The organism is Lysobacter sp. M15 (assembly GCF_022662515.1).
GTDB lineage: Bacteria > Pseudomonadota > Gammaproteobacteria > Xanthomonadales > Xanthomonadaceae > JAKPBU01.
In genome coordinates, this window is record NZ_JAKPBV010000005.1 from 139,035 (window position 1) to 163,124 (window position 24,090).

General features: G+C 66.8%; 20 protein-coding genes and 1 pseudogene. 12 read left to right on the top strand and 9 right to left on the bottom strand.

The window, feature by feature from the left end; all coding sequences use genetic code 11:
- Positions 1 to 720 precede the first annotated feature (720 nt).
- From MC380_RS04235 to MC380_RS04265, 7 genes and pseudogenes are all read left to right on the top strand, one after another.
- Entirely contained in the window at positions 721 to 2,553 is a 1,833-nt protein-coding gene (locus MC380_RS04235; protein ID WP_242163216.1) for a copper resistance system multicopper oxidase, read from the top strand.
- The gene (locus MC380_RS04240) at positions 2,550 to 3,569 is read left to right on the top strand and encodes a copper resistance protein B (RefSeq protein WP_242163218.1); all 1,020 of its coding nucleotides are present in this window, start codon (positions 2,550 to 2,552) and stop codon (positions 3,567 to 3,569) included. The genes MC380_RS04235 and MC380_RS04240 overlap by 4 nt, the downstream gene beginning before the upstream one ends.
- A gap of 14 nt (positions 3,570 to 3,583) precedes the next feature.
- Positions 3,584 to 4,438 (top strand): cytochrome c, encoded by an 855-nt coding sequence (locus tag MC380_RS04245; RefSeq protein WP_242163220.1) that lies wholly within the window; start codon positions 3,584 to 3,586, stop codon positions 4,436 to 4,438.
- Positions 4,439 to 4,454: 16 nt separating this feature from the next.
- Entirely contained in the window at positions 4,455 to 4,961 is a 507-nt protein-coding gene (locus MC380_RS04250; protein ID WP_242163222.1) for a nuclear transport factor 2 family protein, read from the top strand.
- Positions 4,962 to 4,972: 11 nt separating this feature from the next.
- Positions 4,973 to 5,503 (top strand): annotated as a pseudogene (locus tag MC380_RS04255) (DUF411 domain-containing protein).
- Positions 5,504 to 5,597: 94 nt separating this feature from the next.
- Positions 5,598 to 5,996 carry a heavy metal-responsive transcriptional regulator gene (locus tag MC380_RS04260; protein ID WP_242103885.1) on the top strand — a complete coding sequence of 133 codons (399 nt, stop codon included), beginning with the start codon at positions 5,598 to 5,600 and terminating at the stop codon, positions 5,994 to 5,996.
- Complete coding sequence (locus MC380_RS04265) at positions 5,993 to 8,404, top strand: heavy metal translocating P-type ATPase (protein WP_277929856.1); 2,412 nt, start codon at positions 5,993 to 5,995, stop codon at positions 8,402 to 8,404. The genes MC380_RS04260 and MC380_RS04265 overlap by 4 nt, the downstream gene beginning before the upstream one ends.
- Before the next feature lie 135 nt (positions 8,405 to 8,539).
- Here the strand turns inward: MC380_RS04265 and MC380_RS04270 are convergent, their stop codons facing one another.
- Both MC380_RS04270 and MC380_RS04275 read right to left on the bottom strand, forming a co-directional pair.
- Positions 8,540 to 9,112, bottom strand: coding sequence for a GNAT family N-acetyltransferase (locus tag MC380_RS04270; RefSeq protein WP_242163224.1), 573 nt, complete (start codon positions 9,110 to 9,112; stop codon positions 8,540 to 8,542).
- A 118-nt stretch (positions 9,113 to 9,230) separates the two neighbouring features.
- Positions 9,231 to 10,361, bottom strand: a complete 1,131-nt coding sequence (locus MC380_RS04275) for a L,D-transpeptidase family protein (protein ID WP_343223530.1) — start codon at positions 10,359 to 10,361, stop codon at positions 9,231 to 9,233.
- 160 nt (positions 10,362 to 10,521) lie between these two features.
- Between MC380_RS04275 and MC380_RS04280 the strand changes: the two genes are divergently transcribed.
- Both MC380_RS04280 and MC380_RS04285 read left to right on the top strand, forming a co-directional pair.
- Positions 10,522 to 11,361 carry a universal stress protein gene (locus MC380_RS04280; protein ID WP_242103883.1) on the top strand — a complete coding sequence of 280 codons (840 nt, stop codon included), beginning with the start codon at positions 10,522 to 10,524 and terminating at the stop codon, positions 11,359 to 11,361.
- 7 nt (positions 11,362 to 11,368) lie between these two features.
- Positions 11,369 to 11,749: a hypothetical protein gene (locus MC380_RS04285; protein ID WP_242163226.1), complete on the top strand. Its 381-nt coding sequence runs from the start codon at positions 11,369 to 11,371 to the stop codon at positions 11,747 to 11,749.
- A gap of 142 nt (positions 11,750 to 11,891) precedes the next feature.
- Here MC380_RS04285 and MC380_RS04290 read toward each other — a convergent pair whose 3' ends face one another.
- Positions 11,892 to 12,446, bottom strand: a complete 555-nt coding sequence (locus MC380_RS04290; RefSeq protein ID WP_242103881.1) for a GNAT family N-acetyltransferase — start codon at positions 12,444 to 12,446, stop codon at positions 11,892 to 11,894.
- Between the two features lie 164 nt (positions 12,447 to 12,610).
- Here MC380_RS04290 and MC380_RS17995 point away from each other — a divergent pair, with 164 nt between their 5' ends.
- Positions 12,611 to 13,441 (top strand): universal stress protein, encoded by an 831-nt coding sequence (locus tag MC380_RS17995; protein ID WP_242163228.1) that lies wholly within the window; start codon positions 12,611 to 12,613, stop codon positions 13,439 to 13,441.
- 52 nt (positions 13,442 to 13,493) lie between these two features.
- Here MC380_RS17995 and MC380_RS04300 read toward each other — a convergent pair whose 3' ends face one another.
- Positions 13,494 to 14,267, bottom strand: a complete 774-nt coding sequence (locus MC380_RS04300; RefSeq protein ID WP_242103879.1) for a glucose 1-dehydrogenase — start codon at positions 14,265 to 14,267, stop codon at positions 13,494 to 13,496.
- Positions 14,268 to 14,543: 276 nt separating this feature from the next.
- On the opposite strand from MC380_RS04300, the gene MC380_RS04305 reads away from it, so the two are divergent.
- A complete protein-coding gene (locus tag MC380_RS04305) occupies positions 14,544 to 15,143 on the top strand; it encodes a cyclic nucleotide-binding domain-containing protein (protein ID WP_242163230.1) in 600 nt (199 codons plus the stop codon).
- Between the two features lies 1 nt (position 15,144).
- On the opposite strand, the gene MC380_RS04310 is transcribed toward MC380_RS04305, so the two are convergent.
- On the bottom strand, positions 15,145 to 17,145 hold the full coding sequence (locus MC380_RS04310; protein ID WP_242163232.1) for a PAS domain S-box protein: 2,001 nt from the start codon (positions 17,143 to 17,145) through the stop codon (positions 15,145 to 15,147).
- Between the two features lies 1 nt (position 17,146).
- Entirely contained in the window at positions 17,147 to 17,893 is a 747-nt protein-coding gene (locus MC380_RS04315; protein ID WP_242163234.1) for a response regulator transcription factor, read from the bottom strand.
- Between the two features lie 258 nt (positions 17,894 to 18,151).
- On the opposite strand from MC380_RS04315, the gene MC380_RS04320 reads away from it, so the two are divergent.
- Positions 18,152 to 19,999, top strand: a complete 1,848-nt coding sequence (locus MC380_RS04320) for a sensor domain-containing diguanylate cyclase (protein WP_242163237.1) — start codon at positions 18,152 to 18,154, stop codon at positions 19,997 to 19,999.
- On the opposite strand, the gene MC380_RS04325 is transcribed toward MC380_RS04320, so the two are convergent.
- From MC380_RS04325 to MC380_RS04335, 3 genes are read right to left on the bottom strand one after another with little or no spacing between them, the layout of a single operon-like run.
- Positions 19,996 to 20,952: a ribose-phosphate diphosphokinase gene (locus MC380_RS04325; protein WP_242163239.1), complete on the bottom strand. Its 957-nt coding sequence runs from the start codon at positions 20,950 to 20,952 to the stop codon at positions 19,996 to 19,998. The two genes, MC380_RS04320 and MC380_RS04325, sit on opposite strands and share 4 nt — an antisense overlap.
- Positions 20,949 to 22,469, bottom strand: coding sequence for a thymidine phosphorylase family protein (locus MC380_RS04330; protein ID WP_242163241.1), 1,521 nt, complete (start codon positions 22,467 to 22,469; stop codon positions 20,949 to 20,951). The genes MC380_RS04325 and MC380_RS04330 overlap by 4 nt, the downstream gene beginning before the upstream one ends.
- Complete coding sequence (locus tag MC380_RS04335; protein WP_242163243.1) at positions 22,466 to 23,884, bottom strand: MBL fold metallo-hydrolase; 1,419 nt, start codon at positions 23,882 to 23,884, stop codon at positions 22,466 to 22,468. The genes MC380_RS04330 and MC380_RS04335 overlap by 4 nt, the downstream gene beginning before the upstream one ends.
- Positions 23,885 to 24,090: the final 206 nt, after the last annotated feature.

Genomic DNA, 24,090 nt, shown 5'->3' on the forward strand with positions numbered 1-24,090 from the left:
TGCGCGACTGCGGTAGGTTCCGAGTCTGCGCCGCAGAGGCGCCTTGCGGTGCTGCTGGCATCTTCCGGGAATGCGGCGCGCAGTCACGTGAGAAGCCGCCCGGTACTCGAGCCGGCCTCGACGCGGCAGGACGTGAGCCAATGCTGGAGTCCGTTCAGAGTTCACGAATCATCTACTTTGCCCGCGTCGCGGCGCGCTAAAGTAGACGCATGTCGTTCTGGCCGCTCCTGACGCGCGTGCTCCTGATCGTTGCCTTCGTCCTCAACGGGACCACGGCGGTGGCAGGCGCAGCGACTATCGGTGGCACCCATGCGTCCAAATCGGAAGCCGCGCGGAATTCGGCGCCTTCCGCTGGCCACGCTTGTCATGAAGGCGTCGAAGCAACGCCTGCGGCGGACGAGGCGCCGCAACGGACGGGGCCCGACCAGCAGTCGAAGCATCCGGCACCCGACTGCTGCACCCAGTCGAGCTGCAGTTGCGCGTGCATGGGTGCGCAGGCCGGTGCACCTACCGCTCATGATGGATCGGTTACCCCACGCAGCGACAGGCTGATGTCGCCGGTAGCCAAGGGGCATATAGAGCCCGCGACTTTGCACCTGATCCGACCTCCCATCGGCTAAGCGTCCGATGCGCCGTTTCCGGCGCCCCTGACCTGTGCGCTACCGGCGCACGCGTGGCTCCGCAGGTTGCGGACGCCGCAGACGCTTCCATGGAGTTCGTATGTCTACCGATCCGATCCCCCCCGGGCGCCGCGTCCGCACCTCGCGACGTCGCTTCGTTCAGGGTCTCGCCGCAGGCGGCGCGGTCGCGAGCCTGGGCCTGTGGCCCAAAGCTGGCTGGGCGCTCGACTCGCCTGCAGGCCAGGGCGTCCTGGCCGGGACGGAGTTCGATCTGTCCATCGGCGAAACGCCGGTGAATTTCACCGGACGCACCCGTCCGGCCATTACCGTCAATGGCTCGCTGCCGGCGCCTCTGCTGCGCTGGCGCGAAGGCACCACGGTGAACCTGCGGGTGACCAATGCGCTACCGGCCGGTTCGATCCATGGCCACGAAACCTCGATCCACTGGCACGGCATCCTGCTGCCGGCGAACATGGACGGCGTGCCGGGCCTGAGCTTCGCCGGGATCCGCCGTGGCGAGACCTATCACTACCGATTTACGGTCAAGCAGGGCGGAACCTACTGGTACCACAGCCATTCGGCTCACCAGGAGCAGGCCGGTCTCTACGGCCCGCTGGTGATCGATCCGCTCGAGCCCGAGCCCTTCGCGTTCGACCGCGACTACGTGGTCATGCTGAGTGACTGGACCGACCTGGATCCGGCAGCGTTGTTCGCCCGCCTGAAAAAAATGCCGGGGCACGACAACACCTACAAGCGCACCGTTGGCGATTTCCTCCGCGACGCCGAGCGCGATGGTCTCGCTGCGACGGTGGCCGACCGGAAGATGTGGGGCCAGATGCGCATGACGCCCACCGACCTGTCCGACGTCAACGCTAATACCTATACCTACCTGATGAACGGCACGACCGCGCTCGGCAACTGGACCGGGCTGTTCCGGTCCGGCGAGAAGGTCCGCCTGCGCTTCATCAACGGCTCGTCGATGACCCATTTCGACGTGCGCATTCCCGGCCTGAAGATGACGGTCGTCGCGGCCGACGGCCAGTACGTCCACCCGGTGACGGTGGACGAGTTCCGCATCGCCACGGCCGAAACCTTCGATGTGATCGTCGAGCCCGCTGGGCAGGACGCGTTCACCATCTTCGCGCAGGACATGGGCCGCACCGGCTATGTCAGCGGCACGCTGGCGGTGCGCGAAGGCCTGCGCGCGCCGGTGCCCGCCGTGGATCCACGCCCGATCCTGACCATGGGCGACATGGGCCATGGCGGCATGGGCCACGACATGTCGGGCATGGACCACGCGGGCGCAGCGATGCCTGCACAACCAGCCGCAGGCGATGCGCATGCCGGGCACGACATGTCGGCCATGCAGCACGAAGGCATGGCGGGAATGGACCACGGCAGCGGCGCAATGCAGACCCACCCGGCCAGCGAATCGGGAAACCCGCTGGTGGACATGCAGACCATGTCGCCCGTGCCCAAGCTGGACGATCCGGGCATCGGGCTGCGTGGCAACGGGCGCCAGGTGCTCACCTACGCGATGCTGCGGAGCGCGTTCGAGGATCCGGACGGTCGCGATCCAGGTCGGACGATCGAGCTGCACCTCACCGGCCACATGGAACGATTCGCCTGGGGCTTCAACGGGCAGAAGTTCTCGGATGTCGAACCGATCCGCCTGAACTACGGCGAGCGCATGCGCATCGTCCTGGTCAACGACACGATGATGACCCATCCGATCCACCTGCACGGCATGTGGAGCGATCTGGAGGACGAGCAGGGCAACTTCCTGGTGCGCAAGCACACCGTCGACATGCCACCCGGCAGCAAGCGCGGCTATCGCGTGCGCGCGGACGCGCTGGGCCGGTGGGCCTACCACTGCCACCTGCTGTACCACATGGAGGCGGGAATGATGCGGGAAGTGAGGGTGGAGGAATGACCATGCGCACGCTTGCTTTCGCAACACTTGCGCCGGCCCTGCTGCTTGCCGCCCAGGCCGTGGCCCAGGGCCACGCGCAGCACCAGATGCCGGTGCCGGCGGCGCAGGATCATACGCAGCACCAGACCAAACCGAAGGAACCTGCGAAGGCCAAGCCTGCGCCCAAGAAAAAGCCAAAGGCAAGCCGGGAGCCAGCACCGGTTGACCATGCCGCCATGGGGCATGCCATGCCCACCGCCCAGCAGCCCGGCGAGCCAGTCGATCACGCGGCGATGGGGCATACGATGCCGACCCCCAGCGACGAACCGCGCACCCCGATTCCGGAAGTCACGGACGCCGACCGGGCGGCAGCGTTTGCGCATGCCGGCAACCACGCGGTGCACGACAACACCATCCAGTATTACGTCCTGTTGGACCGGCTCGAAGCGTTCGACGCGGATGAAGGAACCGGCCTGGAGTGGGAAGCGCAATCCTGGATCGGGACCGACCTCAACAAGCTGTGGCTGCGCAGCGAGGGAGAGCGGACTGGCGGCCACACCGAAGCGGTGGATCTGGAGGTGCTGTACGGCCGCGCCTTCGCTCCCTGGTGGGATCTGGTCGTGGGCGTCCGCCACGACTTCGAGCCAGGCGATTCCCAGGATTTTCTGGCGATCGGCGTGATGGGTCTTGCTCCGTACAAGTTCGAGGTGGAAGCCACCGCCTACCTGGGTGAACGCGGCCAGACTGCGGCGCGTTTCGAGGTCGAGTACGAAACCCTGCTGACGAACCGGTTGATCCTGCAACCGCAGATCGAGGTGAACCTCTACGGAAAAGACGATCTGCGGCGGGGCATCGGCTCGGGACTGAGCACGGCAGAAGCCGGGCTTCGCCTGCGCTACGAGTTCACCCGGCAGTTCGCGCCCTACATCGGCATCGTCCATGAACGTGCCTTCGGTCGGACGGCGGATTTCCGCCGCGACGAGGGCGAAGACGCCGACGACACACGCCTCGTCGCCGGCGTGCGCATCTGGTTCTGACAGGGAAATCGCCCATGCCTTTCGTGACACGCAAAACACTGCTCGCCCTGAGCGCCCTGGCTGGTCTCGGCGCGGTCGCCGCTGCCGGCTTCGTCTGGTCCGGGGTCTACAACGTCGCTGCCGATGACCCTCACACCCGGCCGGTCTACGCGCTGACCGAGGCCTTGCGAAAACGTTCGATCAAAGCCCGGGCGAGCAAGCTGCAGGTACCGGCGCTGAACGACCCTGCGCGCATCGCGCAGGGTGCGGGCAATTACGAAGCCATGTGCACCGGATGCCATCTCAAGCCGGGAACGGCTGGGACCGAACTGAGCAGGGGCCTGTATCCCGTGCCTCCCGACCTGACCCGGCAGACCGTGGATGCCGCCGAGGCCTTCTGGGTGATCAAGCATGGGATCAAGGCCTCGGGCATGCCGGCCTGGGGCAAGAGCATGGGCGACGAATACATCTGGAACATGGTCGCGTTCGTGCAGGAGTTGCCCAAGCTGGACGCCGCGCAATACCAGGCGCTGGTAGCCCGAAGCGGCGGGCACTCCCATGGCGGTGGCGAAACCGGTGACCATCCGCATGCGGAGGGCATGACCGATCACGATGAGGCTGCTGGTGCGGCTCATCCGCATCCGGCAGGCGAGGGCGACGACCACGACGCGCCCGCATCGACGGCCGCAAAGGCTGCGCCTGAAGCCTCGCCGGGGACAACGCATGTCCATGCCGATGGCAAGCGCCATGTCCATGCGCCGGAGCCTGCCGCGGCGAAAGCGGCACCGACCCTGGCAGCTCCATCGCCTCAGTCCGCAAGCGAGACCAAGCCGGCTGCCGACCCCGAGCCTGCCGAAGCGATGCAGCACGACCATGATCACCCGCACTGACCTTAGGGACTGCCCCATGAAACCTGCCATTCAGGCCCTTGCGCTTGCCGGCTCGCTCCTGCTGTCCACTCCTGGCTGGGCGCACGATCCGAAGGACCACGCGCATGCCGTTCCTGCGACCGGAGTCGACCCACAGGCGCAACCTGCTGTCGCCGTGGTCGAACGGTTCTCCAAGGCCCTGCAGGCCGGCGACCTGGACGGAGTACGCACGCTGCTTGCCGATGACGTGCTGGTGCTGGAAAGCGGCGGCGCCGAACGCTCGCGCGAGGAGTATCTCGGCCACCATGCCCGCGCAGATGCCGCGTTCCTGCGTGAGGCACATGTGCAGGTGAAGCAGCGCGTGGCCAGGGCGGAAGGATCATTGGCCTGGGTCAGCACCGAGAGCGAGCTGCACACCACCAAGGATGACAAGCCACTGACCCTGTTCAGTACCGAAACCATGGTCCTCAGGAAAGTCGGCGCCGACTGGCGCATCGTGCACATCCACTGGTCGTCGCGGCCGAAGAAGCAGGTGTCGAAATGAACAGCAAATGCATGCTCGCGATCCTCGCCACGCTGGCGCCATTGACGCTGGCAACCGCCTGCGCCAAGAGCCCGGAACCCGTGTCCAATCGATCCGTGGCGGCAATCACGGCTCACTCGCCTGCGCCCGCCGCTGCGGCGTCACCGGCTATTGCCGCACCGGCCAAAGTGCAGCAGATGGTCGTCCACAAGAGTCCGACCTGTGGCTGTTGCGGTGCCTGGGTCGACCATATGCGTGCCGCCGGCTTCTAGGTCGAGGTACGCGAGACCGACAATCTTCACCCCATCAAGGAGCGTGTCGGCGTGCCGCTCGGCAAGGGGTCCTGCCATACGGCCGAAATCGGCGGCTATTTCATCGAAGGACACGTCCCGGCGGAAGACGTGAAGCGGTTGCTGGCGCACAAACCCGACGCCAAGGGCCTGGTCGTGCCGGGCATGCCGGCAGGCTCGCCGGGCATGGAACTGCCGGATGGGCGCACGGAGCCGTACACGGTCGAACTGGTGCACCGGGATGGCTCGACCGGGGTCTTCGCCACGCATTGAACGCAGCCGATACAGGGTCAGGCCTACAAGGGGCTTGACTCTGGACCTTACTCAAGGGTGCAGACTTGCTCCATCCCGCATCCGAGAGGTTTCGATGAAGATCGGTGAACTCGCGCAACAGACCGGCGTCCCCATCGACACCGTGCGCTACTACGAACGCCAGGGCCTGCTTCCTGCCCCGGCGCGCCGCCCATCGGGCTACCGCAGCTATGAGGCTGGCGACGTCACCAGACTGCGTTTCGTGCGGCGCGCAAAAAGCCTCGGGTTCACCCTGGAGGAAATACGGGAACTGCTTGCACTGTCCGGGCGCAGGGAGGACGACATGGGCAGCCTGAAAGCGGCAGCGGAACACAAGCTGGCCGATGTCGAGGCCAAGCTGTCGGAACTCACCCGCATCCGCGACGGCTTGCGGACCCTTGTGGAGGCCTGCCCAGGGCATGGCGCACTGGAAGCGTGCCCGATCCTGCACGCGCTGGACGAGGACGCGTCATGAACACGCACGAACACCACAATCACGGTGCGCATGGGCAGGGCGGCGGCGCAGGCGCGGGAGCAGCGACGGACAAGTCGGCCATCGATCCGGTCTGCGGCATGCGGGTCGATCCTGCCAGCACGGCGCACCACGCTACGCACGCAGGCCACGAATATCACTTCTGTTCGGCACGCTGCCTGGACAAGTTCGTTGCCGATCCTGCGCACTACCTCTCTCCGAAGACCGAGACTGCGCCTCCGGCTCCACCAGGCACGATCTATACCTGTCCCATGCATCCGCAGATCCGGCAGCAAGGGCCGGGCACGTGTCCGATCTGCGGGATGGCGCTCGAGCCGGAGATGCCCAGCCTGGAGGACGAGGACAACCCCGAACTGCGGGATTTCTCGCATCGCTTCTGGTGGACGTTACCGCTGACGGCGGTGGTGTTGCTGCTGGCGATGCTGGGCGACCGCCTGACGTTCGTGAGCACTGGTGCGCGCACCTGGCTGGAGCTGGTGCTGAGCGCGCCGGTGGTGCTGTGGGCTGGCTGGCCGTTCTTCGAACGTTGCGTGCAATCGATCCGCAACCGCAGCCCGAACATGTGGACGCTGATCGGAATCGGCGTGGCTGCCGCGTTTGGGTACAGCGTGGTCGCCACGGTCGCGCCGGGCCTGTTTCCGGCGTCGTTCCGCGAGCACGGGCGGGTTGGCGTCTATTTCGAGGCGGCCGCGGTCATCGTGTCGTTGACCCTGCTGGGCCAGCTGCTCGAGCTCCGGGCGCGGTCCAGGACCTCCGCCGCAATCAAGGCGCTGCTGGGTCTTGCGCCGAAGACGGCGAGGCGGATCGGCGACAACGGGATCGAAGAGGACATTCCGCTCGCGCACGTGCACGTCGGCGACCGGCTGCGGGTGCGACCGGGCGAAAAGGTGCCGGTCGACGGCACGGTACTGGACGGCCGTTCGAGCATCGACGAATCGATGCTCACCGGCGAGTCCATCCCGGTCGAGAAAGGGGAAGGCGCGAAGGTGATCGGCGCGACCCTCAATGGCACCGGCAGCCTGGTGATCCGCGCGGACCAGGTCGGGTCGGGAACGGTGCTGTCGCAGATCGTGCAATTGGTGGCGCAGGCGCAGCGTTCGCGCGCGCCCATGCAGCGCATGGCCGACAAGGTCGCGTTCTGGTTCGTGCTGGCCGTGTTCGGCGTCGCCGTGCTGACCTTCTTCGCGTGGGGCCTGCTCGGACCCGATCCGTCCTGGACCTACGCCGTACTCAATGCGGTATCGGTCCTGATCATCGCCTGTCCGTGCGCGCTTGGGCTGGCGACGCCCATGTCGATCATGGTCGCCACCGGCCGCGCCGCGCAGACCGGCGTACTGTTCCGCGATGCCGAGGCGATCGAGCGCCTGCGTGCCATCGACACGCTGGTGGTCGACAAGACGGGCACCCTCACGCAGGGGCGTCCTGCGTTCCGCGACGTGATTGCAGTCGAGGCGTTTTCCGAAAGCGAAGTGTTGCGCCTCGCGGCAAGCCTGGAGCAGGGCAGCGAACATCCACTGGCCGAGGCGATCCTGGCCGAGGCCAAGCATCGCTCCCTGGCGATCGCGCAGGTGCAGGACTTCGATTCCCTGACCGGGCGCGGCGTTCGCGGCGTACTGGACGGACGCGCCGTGGTCCTGGGCAACCTTGCGTTGATGGAAGAGGTCGGTGCGCGGATCGATGCCGTCGGCGCCGCAGCCGACGCCCTGCGGGCGGAAGGCGCGACGGTGATGTTCCTGGCCGTGGATGGCCAGCTCGCGGGCGCGGTGGCCGTGGCCGATCCGATCAAGCCAACGACCCGCGCCGCGCTCGACGCATTGCGCGCCGCCGGGCTGCGCATCGTGATGGCCTCCGGCGACGCCCAGGCGACGGCAGCCGCAGTTGGCAGCTCGCTGGGGATCACGGAAGTGCGCGGCGAGGTCCGGCCCGCGGACAAGGTGCTGCTCATCCAGCAGCTGAAGGCCGAAGGCCGCAGCGTGGCGATGGCCGGCGACGGCATCAACGATGCGCCCGCGCTGGCCGCGGCCGACGTCGGCATCGCGATGGGCACCGGAACCGACGTAGCCATGTCCAGCGCGCAGGTGACGCTGGTGAAGGGCGATCTCCGGCGAATCGTGGAGGCGCGCGCGATATCGAACCAGACCGTGGCGAATATGAAGCAGAACCTGGGCTTCGCCTTCCTCTACAACGCCCTCGGCGTGCCGATCGCGGCCGGGGTGCTGTATCCGGTGTTCGGCCTGCTGCTCAGCCCGATGATCGCGGCCCTGGCGATGAGCCTGAGTTCGGTCTCGGTCGTCACCAATGCGCTGCGTCTGGGGCGACGCCCGCATACAGACGAACGCGCGGCGATCCAGTCCCGCCAAGAATCAGTGACGGGAGTGCCGTCTCCGTAGCCGCATCGGTACATCGGCGAGCGCGCTGTGCTTCGTCAGTGCGTGGGACGGACGCGTTGCGACGACGGTATCGCACGTTTCAAGCAACTGCCGGCGTTCACCCAGCCATCAGGTCCGGATGACCGGGCGGACGGCTCAGGACACGCGAGACGGGCCCGGCAAAGGCAATCCGTAGATCACCTGGTGTGCGTCCTCGGGATCGACCCGGCAATGGAAGCCGAGGTCGCGTGCGAGTTCGCGCATCTCGCTGTTCTCGCTCATGTCGGTGGATTCGAGCAGGCGCAGCCCGCGGTCCTGCGCGATCCCGATCAGGTGACGCATCAGCGCAGTGCCCAGCCCCTTGTGTTGCCATTCGTCCGCGACCACCACCGCGCATTCGCCGCGTTCGCGCGTGCTATCGGCCGCATAGCGGCTGATGCCCACGATCCTTTCGCCGCCATCGTCCTGGACGACGGCAGCCAGGGCGACGTCGTTGGCGTAGTCGATGTCGGTCAGTTGCTCGATGAATTCGTCGCTGGGATGCGGAACCTGGCCGAGGAAGCGGTAGCGCCGGGATTGGTCCGAGAGGCCTTCGATGAAGCTGCGCTCTGCAGCGGCGTCGCGCCGGCTGAGCGGCCGGATCACTATCTGGCGGCCATCGGCCAGAGTCTGGGTCCACCTCGGATAATCGGGGCCGACATAGGCCGGACCGGATGTGGGCTCATTCATCACGCGCTCCTGACGTACGGACGATGCAGCCAGAATTGCAGAAGCGCCGCGGCAGGTATTGATGCAGGTCAAACGAACGTCGTGCGTTGCCACTGCGTGCTTGCCCAGGCAAACGCGCTCATTCGGCTGGCCGCTCCGCGTCCAGTAAGGCTTCGGCAGAGACCGGGCGGGTCCCGACCGGCTCGTCGGTCACCAGCACGGTGGCGCCGGGAACGAGCACGTCGTAGATCCGGGCAGCGAAGCCCGGATCGAACCGCATCAGACCCGCGTCGATCGCCTGGGCCGGATCGGATGCAGTCTCGGACACCGGCCCGAGCGGGATCTCCAACCAGCGAAGCGCGGGTCGCCCGGGCACGACGCGGCTGGTTCCCGGGCCTGAGCCTTGCAACAGCAGATAGGCACGCGTGCCGTGCCAGGTGCCGGCGGCAATATTGACCGGCGCGCGGCCGATCTCGACGGCGTTGCGCAACACCACGATTTCCTGCTCGACCGCGCCCACGACCACCGTGACCGGCCCGGTTTCCGAACGTTGCGGTTCCCATTGGTAGCCACTTTCCTGTGCGGTGCGCGGCGCAGGGGTGTCCATGCGCGCCGCTAGCGGTTCCGACTGAACGATCGCGGCGACATCGCGCGAAGCGCTGACGATCACCGTCATTCCGGTCGTTGTCGCGTCGAACAGGTGTTCGGCAAAGGCATAGGGCAGGCGGATGCAGCCGTGCGATGCCGGATAGTCCGGCACCTGTCCGGCATGCAGCGCGACGCCGTCCCAGGTCAGGCGCTGCATCAGCGGCATCGGCGCGTCATCGTAGAGGTTGGAATAGTGCTCGCGATGCTTCTGGAGGATGGTGAATACGCCCGTTGGCGTTTCGTAGCCGGTTTTTCCCGTGCTGACCCTGGACACGCCGATTCGGATCCCGTTGCGGAACACATAGGCCCGTTGCAACGGCAGGCTGACGACGATCGTCATCGGCCCTGCGGGCGCCAGTTGTGGCAGCCAGAGGAAGCCGGAGTCTGGAAGCGTCCCCGATGTGGTAGTTGGCAACGTCTGTGGCCGGGACGGCAGCGCAACCAGCATCAGGCACGCGATGAGCATCCATTTGCTTGTGCGCGCAGCGGACAAAGTACGCACCTCGATATGGGACGACCGCGACAGGCGTGGGATTTCGAAGTCGCACTCCAGCATCGAGTCGACATTGAATCCGGGGAACCGTGGCGGGTACACCTTCCCGCAGCCCGGGCTCCGGCTCATTGATCGGGATCAACTTGGCCTGACATCGAGGCGACAGGCGCACGAGGATCCACACCGCCCGATGACGTCGCCGCCACGGCGTGCAGGAGAGTTGACCCAGATCAACGGCCGCGTCCGCGCGGGATGCAACCGTACGCCCATTCCAGACGAGTGAGCAACCATGTTCCGGGATCTGATGTTTCCTGCCAGCGGCACCGCCGGGGACGAGAACGCCTTGGCGGCTGCGATTGAACTTGCCTCGCAACTGGACGCGCACCTTTCCCTCGTCCAGACCATCAACCTGCCATTGCCGCTTCCCAGTCCGTGGGGGATGCAGCCCGACGTGCTGATCGCGGACGCCGATCGTGATCTGCGTAAGGCCGGCGAGACCCGGGCCGCACGGCTCCGGGACCGCATGAAGGGCGAGACGATCCCGTGGGAGGTGCGCATCGCCGAATCGCGACTGGGCGACCCTGGGCGAATGCTGTCCCTGCATGCGCGCTATTCGGACCTGGTCATCATGGCCGGCCCCTCTTCGGCACCCGATGATGCGGTCGTCCGCGAACTGTTCGGCGATCTGCTGCTGGAATCGGGGCGGCCGCTGCTGGTCATTCCGTCCGGCCATCAGGCACGCCTGCCGGCGACGCACGTGGTCGTGGCGTGGCAACCCACGCGTGAAGCCACCCGCGCCCTGCATGACGCGCTTCCGTTCCTGCTGCTCGCGTCGTCGGTCGACGTGGTGACGGTCGATCCGGTCGTGAGCGAATCCGGGCATGGGCAGGATCCTGGCGTCGACATCGGCACCCATCTCGCCCGTCATGGGCTCGAGGTCAACGTGGTCGCTATCCCACGCCGCGGCGAGGGCGTCGCCCAGGCGTTGCTGCGCCACGCGACCGAGTCAGGCGCACAACTGCTCGTCGCCGGCGGCTATGGGCACAACCGGTTGCGGGCATGGATGCTCGGCGGCACCACGCGCGAGTTGTTGCAGGCCGCACACATCCCGGTTCTCTACTCACATTGAGCGGCAGATGCAGGTCACCGTCGATCTACTGAAGCACGCGAGAACCGCGTTGGAACGCTCGGCGAGCGTCCTGTCCGAGTTGTCGTTGATGTTGAAGAGGAGCGCGACCGGCACGGGCCGCGCGCATCGCATCATGGTGGAAGAAACCGTTGCCGAACTGGACAGATTGCACGCCGTGCTGACGGGCTGCTACAGCGACATGGTCCTGGCGCCGAGGGAGGAGCTGCCGGTCCTGTGGCGGCGCTTCTACGTGTGCTACGACCAATATCTGGAGGCTGCGCGTCTGGCCAGAACCGGACTGGCCCGGGAAGATCGCCAGCACGGGCAAGCCGCCGCATCGATCGGCGCCGAGCTGCCAACGGAGAGCGTGGGTTCGAATGAAGGGTGAGATCTGCCCGCCAACCTTCCGCATCACCGAACCCGAGATTGCAGGAGTGCCGCTGCTCAAATTCCGGTCGACCCGCAACCAAGTTCAGTTCGCCCAAGAGGCGGCCTTCCGCGACGTATAACACTCGCGCTCGCAGCCGCCTCTACAAGCTCAATGCATAAATCACCCGGCTGGGATCCTGCGGATCGACCCGCGCCTGGAATCCCAGGTGCTCCGCCAGATCATGCATCTGGACGTTCTCGGCCGAAGCAGTGGATGTCATCCTGCGGATGCCACGGATGCGGGCCACCTCGATCAGGTGCCTCATCAACACGGTTCCCAATCCCTTGCCCTGCCACTCCTCGTCGACCGTAACGGTGCACTCGCAGTGCTGGCTGGAATCGTCCGTGCTGTAGCGGGCAACCCCGACCATGCGCTCGCGGCTGTCATCCATGGTGAAGGCTGCGAAGGCGACATCGTGCCCACGGCCTTCTTCGACACATGTTTCGCCCGTCGGCTCCCCCGGCCCTTCTGCCTCGCCGAGGAATCCGAAACGCCGCGCCCGATCCGACAGGCCCTGCATGAACGCACGCTCGGCAGCTTCGTCTTTGGTGGTGATCGGGCGGATCAGGACGTGACTGCGATCGCGGAGCGATTGCGACCAGCGCGGGTATTCCGGGCCGATGGAAGGGCGCTGGACGAGCGGCGTGCTGGTCACGGGGCGGACTCCCGGTAGAGGTGCCGCACCAGGCTAGCCGGTGAAAGGTGGATGGACCTTGATGCAGATCAACGGTTCGCCCGGCTTGCCGGACTTGACATGGATCAATGCCGGCGCCCCCGACTAGAAGATGATTTGTCCGTGATCGTCACGGAGTCGCCGTCGTGTTCAAGGACATCCTGGTTCCAGTGGTACAGGGCGACATCAGCGATGCGGCGCTGCTGACGGCCAGCAAGCTCGCCGAGGCGAATCGCGGGCACGTAGTCGCCCTTGTTGGCGTCAGCATGATCACGCCGAACGCCGGTTGGGACTATTACCCGGAAGGCGTGTTCACGACCCTCAAGGAATCCGCGGACGCCGCGATTTCCGCCCTGACCGCGAAGCTGGAAGCGCGTCTGGTCGGCGGTACCGCTCCGTACGAGATCCGCCGCTGCGCCAGCCCCTGGCTGACGGCGACGGAAATGGCCCTGGTCGCGGCGCGCTATTCCGACCTGGTCGTGATGGGACGCGGCGACAGGATCGTCGATGCCGACCGGCAACTCTTCGCAGGCCTGCTCACCGGCAGTGGGCGGCCACTGCTGCTGGTGCCGGACGCTGCGCCGGTGGCCGATGCGTTCGAGCGCATCCTGATCGCCTGGAAGCCGACCCGTGAGGCGACGCGGGCGGTGCACGATGCCATGCCGCTGCTGCGGGCAGGGCGGGCCATCGACATGCTGATGGTCGACGACGACCACGCTCGCTGGCCGAAGGACGAAGCGATAGGGCAGGCCTTGCTGCGTCACCTGCGGCGACACGAGGTCGCCATCCGTCTGCAGCTGCACGAATCCGGAGACCGTTCGAGTGGGCAGCGGATCCTGGACTATGCGGCGGAATCCAGTGCCCAGCTGATCGTCGCGGGCGGCTACAGCCGCTCGCGCGCGATGGAACAGGTGTTCGGCGGCGTGACCCGGACATTGTTCGAGCACGCACGGTTGCCGGTGCTGTTCTCGCACTGAGTGGTCAGAAGAAGTCGCGACGCCAGACCCGTAGCGGATCGGGGCTGCGCTCTCATCGTGCGGTATAGCCGCCGTCGATCACCAGTGCGGCGCCGGTCATGAACTTCGATTCGTCCGAGGCCAGGTACACCACGCCCCAGGCGATATCGTCCGGCTCCCCGACATGGCCGAGCGGGTGCAGCTGGCCCAGTTCCTCACGCGCCGCGGCCAGGTCGGTCGCGCCACCCGAGCTCACGTGGCCGATGACCATCGGCGTCCAGATGTATCCCGGGTGGACCGAGTTCACACGGATGCGGTCGGGCGCATAGAACATGGCATCGGTCCTGGTCATCAGCGACACCGCCCCCTTGGACGCATGATAGGGCGGCACGTCCGGAGCCCCGACCAGCCCGTAGATCGACGACAGGTTGACGATACTGCCGCCGCCTGCACGCCGCAGGTGCGCAATCGCATGCTTGGTGCAGAAGAACACGCCCTTGACGTTCACCGCCTGCACGCGATCCCACTCATCCTCGGTAACCTCGTGGGTGGGCTTGTCGACGCCCGCGATACCGGCGTTGTTGACCAGGACGTTGATCGATCCATAGTGATTCGCGACCCCGTCGATCGCCGCCTGCACGGATCGCTCGCTGGCGACGTCGACATGCCAGTAGCGTGCGGGCATGCCCTGGTCCTGCAGGGCGTCGGCCAGACCGCGTCCTTCATCGTCGATCACGTCGAACAGCGCCAGGTTTGCCCCTTCCTCCGCCAGTCTTTGCGCGCAGGCGCGGCCGATGCCCAGCGCAGCCCCGGTGACGATGCAGGTCTTGCCTTTGACGCGATTCATGGCGGGGACTCGCGAAGCGGGCTCGAGCCAAGTTGACCCCAGGGAGCCGGCCAGGGGCTTGATCGCGATCAACCCGGACGCCCCGCGTGACCGGCCGTTACCGTCCGTTACAGAAGCGACATCGTCCGATGACCGAGCCGGCCTAACGTGCCGGCTGTCCTTCAGGAGAGCTCCGCCATGTTGATCGAGAGCCATGTGATGTCCTGCGAGCCGACCCCTGTGACGTCTGCCGACCAGGAGACGACGCGACCTGGCCTTGAGGCGCTGCTACGGGGCATGCCCTTGCTGCGTCGCCGCCTGCAGCCCAAGCAAACGCTGTTTCGCGAAGGCCAGCCCTGCAAGGCGCTGTACCTGGTCCATGCCGGCTGCTTCAAGACCTGCGTCCTCAGCGAGGATGGACGCGAGAAGATCACCGGCTTCCATCTGCGCGGGGATCTGCTGGCGATCGATTCCTACGACACGCCCACGCACGCCTGCTCGGCGGTGGCCCTGGACACCTCCGAGGTCTGGGAATTGCCCCTGGACCTGCTGAAATCCCAGTTGCCCGAGGCGCTGCCCCTGGTGACCGCGATGCTCGCGAACGAGCTGCGGCGCGACTGGCGCTGGATGCTGACGGTCGGCACGCTCAACGCCGAGCAGCGCGTCGTGGCATTTCTGCTGGATCTGGCGACGCGGCTCGAGGCGCTGGGGTTCAGTGCCCGGCAGCTGTTCCTACGCATGACCCGGGCCGAGCTGGGCAACTTCCTGTCGCTGCAGCTGGAAACGGTTACCCGGGCGCTGTCGCGCCTGGCGGCGGCGGGCATGATCCAGGTGGAAGGGCGCGAAATCCGCATCGAGAATGCACCCGCGCTGCGGGCCATGCTCGGCACGCATTGAGTCAGGGCTGCGGTGGCGCCTGAATATTGCGGCGTATCGCCGTGGCCAACGCCTCACGGCGATACGGCTTGCGCAGCAGTTCGAAGCGTTGGGGCGACTCGATCTGGATCGATGGATCGTCGTATCCGGATGTGAGCAGCACCCCGATGTGCGGCCGCAACGCCTGCGCGGCCTGCGCCAGCTCCATGCCGTTCATGCCTCCGCCGAGCATGACGTCGCTGAAGATCAACGCGAAATCATCGCGCGAAGCCAGTCGTTCGAGCGCGTCGGCCGCACTGCCCACTTCCACGACGTCGTAGCCCAGCGACCGCAGGAAGGCTCCACCGATGGCGCGCACATCCGCTTCGTCCTCCACCAGCAGGATCGCTTCCGATCCACGTACGTTCACGTCCGGCGCGGGCGCTTCACGCATCGCTGCATCGGCGGAGGCCACCGGGAGGAACAATTCGACCCGCGTGCCCTGACGTGGTTCGCTGTGGATATGCATGTAGCCGCCGCTCTGCGAAACGAAGCCGTACACCATGCTCAGTCCCAGCCCGCTGCCGCGGCCGATGGCCTTGGTGGTGAAGAACGGCTCGAACGCTCGCGCCACGACCGCCGGTGACATGCCGTGACCGGTATCGGCCACCGTGAAGGCGATGTAATGCCCGGGGCGCTGCCCGGGCGTCGAGGGCTCCGCGGTCACCCAGCGCTCCCGCGCCGTGATCGTGATTTCTCCCCCTCCGGGCATGGCGTCGCGGGCGTTGAGCGCCAGGTTGAGCAGCGCGCTGTCCAACTGCGAAGCATCGGCGTAGAGCGGCGAGAGGCCGGGTTCGCAGTCGATCCGCAATACGACCGTTTCGCCCAGCGTTCGGCGCAGCATCCGTTCCAGATCGGCCAGCAGCGCCCCGGCGTCGATGACGCGGGGAGACAGGTGTTGCCGCCGCGCGAAGGCGAGCAGCTTCGAAGTCAGCTCGGTTCCGCGCTCGACCGAACGCAACGCGCTGCTGATGATCTCGGATGCATCGCGTTGGCCCTCGCATTCGATTTCCAGCAGCTGCAGGCTCCCCGACAATACGGTCAACAGATTGTTGAAATCATGGGCGACGCCGCCGGTGAGCTGGCCGACGGCTTCCAGTCGTTGGGCGTGGGCAAGCTGCTCTTCGGTGCGCCGGCGCTGCATGAGCGCGGACACCAGGTTGCCGGTCTGCTGCAGGAGCTGGAGCGCGTCGTGATCGAAGCGGGCCGGCTGGGGCGACAGCGCGACGAGGGCGCCCATCGGACGCGAGCGATCCAGCAGCGGAATCAGCGCCGCACTGGCCGTCTCGACTGGCCATGGAGGAGGCGGCCCAGGCAGCTCTGGGGACTGGACCAGCACGGGCTGTCCGCTATGCAACACGCGCTGCAGAGGCCCCTGTTCGAGCGACAGCCATTGCGGGTCGACCAGGTCCGCGGCCTCCAGGCCAGTCTGCGCGCTGATCATGGCCTCTTCGCCGCGCACGACCACGACCGCGACGACCGGCAGGTCCATTACCTCCGCCAGCAGGCCGGGCAGGCGCCCGATGACGCTTTCTTCGTCGGTGGACGCGAGCGCCAACTGGCCGATCCTGGCGAGCACCGTGTCGTAACGCGCTCGCGCAAGCGCCTGGCGGGCACGCTGGGTTTCGGAGATATCGCGGATCGAGGCCAGATAACGCGGGGCCTCATCGCTGGCATCCAGCGGGCTGAGCGCGATTTCGACCGGGAAGTGCTGGCCGTCGCGCCGCTGTCCCACCAGCGTCATGTTGGCCCCGCCCATCGGCCGCACGCGTGGCTGGTGCATGTAGCGTTCCCGGTGCCCACGATGCCGCTCGCGCGCGCCGGCCGGAACCAGCTCTTCGACGCTCAACCCACTGAGCTGGCCGGACGCGTAGCCGAACAGGCGCTCGGCGTTCTCGTTGGCCAGCTCGATCCGGCCGTCGCGGCCGACCACGAGCAGGGCATCCGGGACCGATTCGAACAGCTGGGAAAACACCGGGGTCATGTCAGTTGCGCACCACCGCGACAGCGAACAGGTAGCCTGCGCCGCGAACCGCCTTGATCAGCTGCGGGTTGGCCGGGTCGGCTTCGATCTTGCGGCGCAACCGGCCGACCTGCATATCGATGGCCCGATCGAATGGGCCAGCCGTCCGTCCGTGCATGGCGCTCATGAGCTGGTCCCGGCTAAGCACCACGTTCGGCCGTTCGAGCAGGGTCCGCAACAGCTCGAACTCGCCGCTGGTCAGGCTGACGGGTTCGCCATCGCGCCCGATCAGGCGACGCGCATCGAGCTCGAGCCGCATCCCTTCGAAGCAGAGCGCCCGCCCGCGATCGACCGCCGGGGGCGACGGTTGCGTGCGGCGCAAGACCGAGCGGATGCGCGCCAGCAGTTCGCGCAGGTCGAACGGCTTGGTGACGTAGTCGTCCGCGCCCAGTTCCAGGCCGACCACCCGTTCGACGGAATCCCCGCGTCCGCTGACGATGATCACCGGGCCCTGCCAGTGCGTGCGGAGTTCGCGGATCAGGCCCAACCCTTCCTCATCCGGCAGACCCAGATCCAGCAACACCACGTCGAACTCGGGCGAGCGCATTGCGGCACGAAACCGGGCACCGTCCATCACCACGGTCACTTGCAGGCCCTGGCCCCCCAGGTAGCGCGTCAGCAGGGCGCCAATCTCGGGTTCGTCGTCCACCACCAGCACGCGCGGTGCCTGCGCTCTGGATTCTGGCGAAGTTGGAGATGGGGCGCGCATGCCGCCGGTTCCAGGGAATTCCTGTCCATGGTAATGCGGGCGCGGCCACTTGTCCGGCGCAGGACGCGGAGCGATGGCTTGATTCAATGCCGATAGTGATTGACTTGCGCTCGCGATGACGTAGGCAATGCCCATGCGGAGCGCGCAGGACGGCTGGCGGCTGTGTCGCGGATGCTGCGGTGAAGCAAATGCAGGGCGCGGGCGCAACAATATTTGTGGGCTACTATCGGGCCAAGTCATCCAGGATCGGTTGCCGCCATGGACAGACCTTCAACGATGTCGCATCGCCAGTGGAAGGATCTCGCGGTCCTGATTCTGCTGATCGGTGCGACCGACTGGCTCTCGCTGATGCTGGCGCTCGGGCCGGGGGAGTTGACAGCGGTCTGGATCGGCAATGGGATCCTGGGTGGCTGGCTGTTGTCCAGGCCTACGTCCTTGTGGCCCGGCTACATCGCAGGTGGACTTGCCGCGGATTTCCTGGCGCACCTGCTGACGGGCTATTCGGTGGGGTACGGGTTGGCGCTCGCCGCCAGCAATATCGTCGAGGTCCTGATCGTTGCTGGCGGTATCCGGCGCATCGTCGGCGATGTCGGCGATCCCAAGCGATGGATCACCCTGGGCGTCGTCGCGACAGGCAGCACGTTGATCGCCTGCGCGGTGTCCGGCGTCCTTGCCGCAATGGCCATCACTGTCACATCAGGTGGTTCGTTCCTGACTCACCTGCTGACCTGGTACGCCGCGCACGTCGTCGGCATGGTGATCGTCGGAACCTTTACCCTGGTTGCCCTGCGCGAAGGGCTTGGCCTGGTGATCGCCTCGGGCAAGCGCGGGAGCTTCGTTGGCACGATGCTGTTGCTGGTGCTGGTGGCCCTGGCGGCGTTCTCTTCCCCCTATCCAGTCCTGTTCCTGCCCTATCTGCCCTTGCTCTTCGGCGCGTTCCGGCATGGTTTCGCAGGCGTGACCGTCGGCGTAGTCCTGCTGGCCCTGATCGGCAGCATCGCCACGGCAATGGGGCAGGGGCCGCTGGCGTCGATCGCGAACATCGCACCCTCGAGCCGCATCGCGCTGCTGCAGCTCTATATCGCGGCCGGTTGCCTGATGACCATACCGGTGGCGCTGGCCATGGCCGAGCACAAACGTTTGACACAGCGCCTGCGCGACAGCCAGCAGCGGTACAAGATGCTCGCCGACTATTCGCATGATGTCGTGGTGCGGATGCGCGCGAATGGCGAGCGCCTCTACGTTTCGCCTTCGGCCAAGGACATGCTGGGCTGGGAGGCCGATGAAATGCTGGGCACGCGCTGGAGCCTGGTGCACCCCGAGGACCGCGACCGGCAAGCCGACTCCATGGCGCAGGTGATTGCCTCGGGCGAACCGAAGACGGAGGTCTACCGGGTCCGCCACAAGGACGGCCATTACGTCTGGGTCGAGGCGGTGACGCGACCGATTCCCAGCGCGGATAGGGAGGGCGAGTGGGACATCATCTACGCCGGCCGCAACGTCACCCGGCGCATCGCCACCGAGCACGCCCTGGAAGAGAGCAGGCGCGAACTCGAGCGGCTGGCCCGCACCGACACCCTGACCGGCCTGGCCAACCGGCGGCAGTTCGACGAACGCCTGTCGCTGGCGATATTGCGCCTGCGCCGGCATGAATTCCCGATCGCGCTGCTCTACCTGGATATCGATCATTTCAAGACCATCAACGACAAGCATGGCCACGCGATCGGTGACGGCATCCTGTGCGCATTCGCGCAGCGCCTGCTGGACAACGTGCGCGCCACGGATCTCGTCGCCCGCCTGGGCGGCGATGAATTCGTCGTGATCGTCGACGACGCCGCGCTGCCGGACGCGGCGGAAACGATTGCGCGCAAGCTCATCGAGACGATGACCCAGCCGATGCGCGTGGAGGGCAGAGAATTGAAGGTGACGACCAGCATCGGGATCGCATACACCCACGCGCCGGTCGACGCCAGGACATTGATGTCGTGCGCGGACGCGGCGCTGTACGCCGCCAAGGAGGCGGGTCGCAACACGTATTGCATGAAGTCGCTGCATGCCGGCGCAGCCAACCAGGACACGGCCGAAGCGGGTTCGCGGCCGGCCTAGATGACCGGGCTGCGGCCTTCGCTCGCCGGTTGAGCAGGTTTCCCGGGCGCGCCGCGCAACAGCTCCGCCGCCGCCTGGGCGAGCAGGGGCGCGAGCCCGATGGCATTGGATGGATGCGGAATGGTGTCCGTGCTGACAATGCGCCCGGCACCTGCGGCGAGCAGATGTTCGTACGCGCCAGCGGCGAAGACGGCGTGGATCGTCACGCAGGTCGCCGGTCGCAGCCCTGCCGCGATCAGATGCCGCAGCGCCTCGACTATCGTCTGCCCGGTCGAAATGATGTCATCGACGATCACAGGTGTCCGATCCCGCAGCAGGCCGGGATCCGGCAAACTCACGATGACGTCACGATCGCCCCTGCGCCGCTTGCTCAGGATCTGGTACGACAGCGCCGCACGCCTGGCGATGTCGGCGACCCACTGTTCGCTTTCCCCGTCCGGGCCGATCAGGACCGCATCTGGCACCGTTGTGCGGATCCATTCGGCCACGGCCGGCGCTGCGGCGACGCAGCGCGTAGGCATGCGGAACACCGCGTCCAGCGTCGGAATGCGATGCAGATGCGGATCGACCGTGGCCAGCCAGTCGAAGCTGTCTTCCAGGAAGCCTGCGAACAGCGGAGCCGTGATGGCTTCGCCGGGGTGGAAGCGCGCATCCTGGCGCATATAGGCGAGATAGGGCGCTACCAGGCCCATCGAGCGCGCGCCGAACTCGCGTGCCGTGGCAGCCGCGTAGCGGAGCGCCAATGCCATGGCGTCGGGGTCGCGCAGGCTCGCCACGACGATGACGTCGGCGCCGTCGATGGCCTCATCGATCGCGACCAGGGATTCGCCGTCCGGAAAGCGGCGCCAGTCGAGCCGTCCGACATGGGCGTCGAATCCGTGAGCCTCGAGGAGAACCCCGAGGTCCGCGGCCAGTGCTTCCTGTGCAGGGAAAGGCAGGATCACGACCGTCATGGCGCCTCCCGTGCCACGCTGATGATCTGCGGATGCGCGCGGGCATAGGCCAGGGCGTACTTGAGCTCGCCACGCGTCTGCGCATGCACCGTGTAGAGCAGGTCGCCGCGCCGGACCGCGTCACCGATCCTTATCGCGGTGATGAGACCGGCGGCGGCGGCGGCAGGTGCGCCGGCCAGCTTCGCCACTTTGGCAAGATGCCGGTTGTCGATGGTGGCGACCCGGCCTGTGTGCAGCGCCAGGATCTCGGCGCGATGGCCGGCCAGCGTCGGCTCGGTGAATCCACCCTGCGCCTCGCAGATCGCATAGAACTTGGCCAGCGCCCGTCCCGAGGCGAGCGTCTCGCGGGCCCGTTCGCGGCCCTGCCCGAGCACGCTTCCAGGCACCAGGTCGAGCAGTTCGCCGGTCAGGTCGAGGGCACGCTCGCGCAGGTCCGCCGGTGCATCCGCATCGCCGCGCAACACCTGCAATACATCCCGCGCTTCCAGCGCCGGACCGATTCCGAAGCCCACCGGCTGACGGCCATCGGACCGATGCACCGCCAGGCGCAGCCCCAGTGCCGCCGCGGTGCTTCCGAGCCGGCCGGTCAGTGCTTCGGCCGCGGCGTTCGAGCGCACCTTGGCGGTGGGGCCGACGGGCATGTCGATCAGTACATGGCTGGAACCTGCCGCCGCCTTCTTCGACAGTACGCTCGCCACCAGCTGGCCATCGCTGTCGAAGTCCAGCGGTCGCTCCACCCGGATCAGCACGTCGTCCGCCGGGCTGAGCCGCACGTTGCCGCCCCAGACCACGCAACCGCCCTCGCGCGCCACGACCCGGCGCATCGCGGCCAGGTTCAGCTCCACTGGAGTCATCACTTCCATCGTGTCTGCGGTGCCGGCGGGCGAGGTGATCGCGCGCGACGAGGTCTTGGGAATGCGATGGCCCAATGCCGCCACGATCGCGACCACGATCGGCGTGGTGCGATTGCCGGGCAGGCCGCCCACGCAATGCTTGTCCAGGGTCGGGCCTTCGCCCCAATCGAGGGTCTGGCCCACTGCGATCATCGCGCGGGTGAGCGAGGTGGTTTCCGCGTGGTCCAGGCGCTCGCCGGCACAGGCGGTGACGAACGCGGCAAGCTCGATGTCGGACAGGCGGCTGGCGACCGTATCCTGCATCAGTGCCAGGTAGTCGGCGTCCTCCAGTCGCTGCCCGAACACCTTGGCCCGCAAGGCCGCGGAGGAGCGGGGCGGTTCGGCGTGGTGGAACACCGCATAAGCGCCCGGCTCGGGCTGGATCGCCATCCACGCCGCCTCCGACAACGCCACCACATCGGCGCCGAGATGGTCGTCCACCACCACGTTCAACGTGGCGATCAACTCCTTGTCGCCCACGCTCATCTGCACCCGGGTGAGCGCCGCAAATCCTTCGGAACGACACACCTCGCAGTCCTTGTGCATGTAGACCACGGGCTGCTGATAGGTGTCGATGCCCGCACGGACGACCCGCAGGCTGACCGGATTGGGCCGACCGTTCACGTCCGCGCCCGCAGACCGTCTCGAATCGCGTGCAGGTCCACCGTGTCGCGGAAATCGGGCACGGTAACCTCCCACCCCAGCTGCCGCTCGATGCGCTGGCGCAGCGCATCGGCCGCCGCGGGTTCGCCATGGGTGATGAACACGCGTTTGGGCGGCACCGGGATTGCGCCCATCCAGGCGAGGAGTTCATCGGCATCGGCATGCGCCGAAGCGCCGGACAACTGCACGACTTCGGCACGGACCGGTATGTTCTCGCCGAAGATCCGGATGCTCGAGGCACCGGCCGCCAGGGATGCACCGCGGGTACCGCCGGCCTGGTATCCGGCCAGCACGATCGCATTGCGCGAGTCCGGGGCGAATGCCTTGAGGTGATGGACCACCCGCCCGCCGGTGGCCATGCCGCTGGCGGAAATGATCACCATCGGTCCCCCGCGGCGATTGAGCGCCTTCGATTCTTCAGCCGTGTTGATCACGGTGGTGGATGTATGCAGCGCATCGCACTCGGCCGTGCTCAGGCGATGATCGCCGCGAAACTGGTGATAGAGCGCCGTTGCATCGGTCGCCATCGGACTGTTGAGATAGACGGGAAGCGCCTTGGGGATCGCGCCGTTGGCTTTGAGCTGGGCAACCAGGTGGATCAGGGCCTGCGCGCGGCCCACGGCAAAAGCCGGGATCACCACCACGCCACCGCGCGCGGCCACGCGGCTGAGGATCGGCCCGAATTCTTCCTGCGGGTCCGTTGTCGGGTGCAGGCGATCGCCATAGGTCGATTCGATCACCAGGATATCGGTTGCCGCCAGCGGAGCAGGCGCGCGCATCACCGGATCGTGGGGCCGACCCACATCGCCGCTGAAGGTGATGCGGGTACCGTCGCATTCCAGCGTCACCGACGCCGCACCGAGGATGTGGCCGGCATGGCGGAAGGCGGCGGTGACCGACGTTCCCCCCAGCGCGAACGGCGCGTCGAACGGGTGCGGGGCGAACTGCCGCAAGCAGGCCTGCGCGTCCTCCTGGGTGTACAGCGGCAGGGCAGGGTGATGCTTGGACGAGCCCTTCTTGTTGGCGTAACGCGCCTCCTCCTCCAGCAGATGGCCGCTGTCGGGCAGCAGGATCCGGCTCAGCGCGGCGGTTGCGGGCGTGCAGTGCACCGGGCCGCGATAGCCGTTGCGTGCAAGCAATGGCAGGTAGCCGGCATGGTCCAGGTGCGCATGGGTGAGAAGGACGGCATCGAGGCTGGCAGGGGCCACAGGAAACGGTGCCCAATTGCGCAGGCGCAGCTGCTTGTAGCCCTGGAACAGCCCGCAGTCCACCAGCACCTGCTTGCCATCGGCCTCCACCAGATACCGGGAGCCGGTCACCGTTCCGGTGGCGCCGAGGAAACTCAGGCGGAAGTCGTTGCGCTTGGCTGCGGCCATCGAACTGCTCCATGCGGATTGTCTGGGACGAAGCGCCTGGCGATGGCGTCGCTGCGCTCGGGGAGGGCGGCCGCGTTCGAGCATGGAATCACGACCCGACAGATCGCCACGGATGCCCGCACCTCAGGCTCCAGCATCATCCGGATGGGCGGAGATGCCCTTGATCTCGATCAATGCCGCTGACCGGGCCGATGCGCATGCTGCGC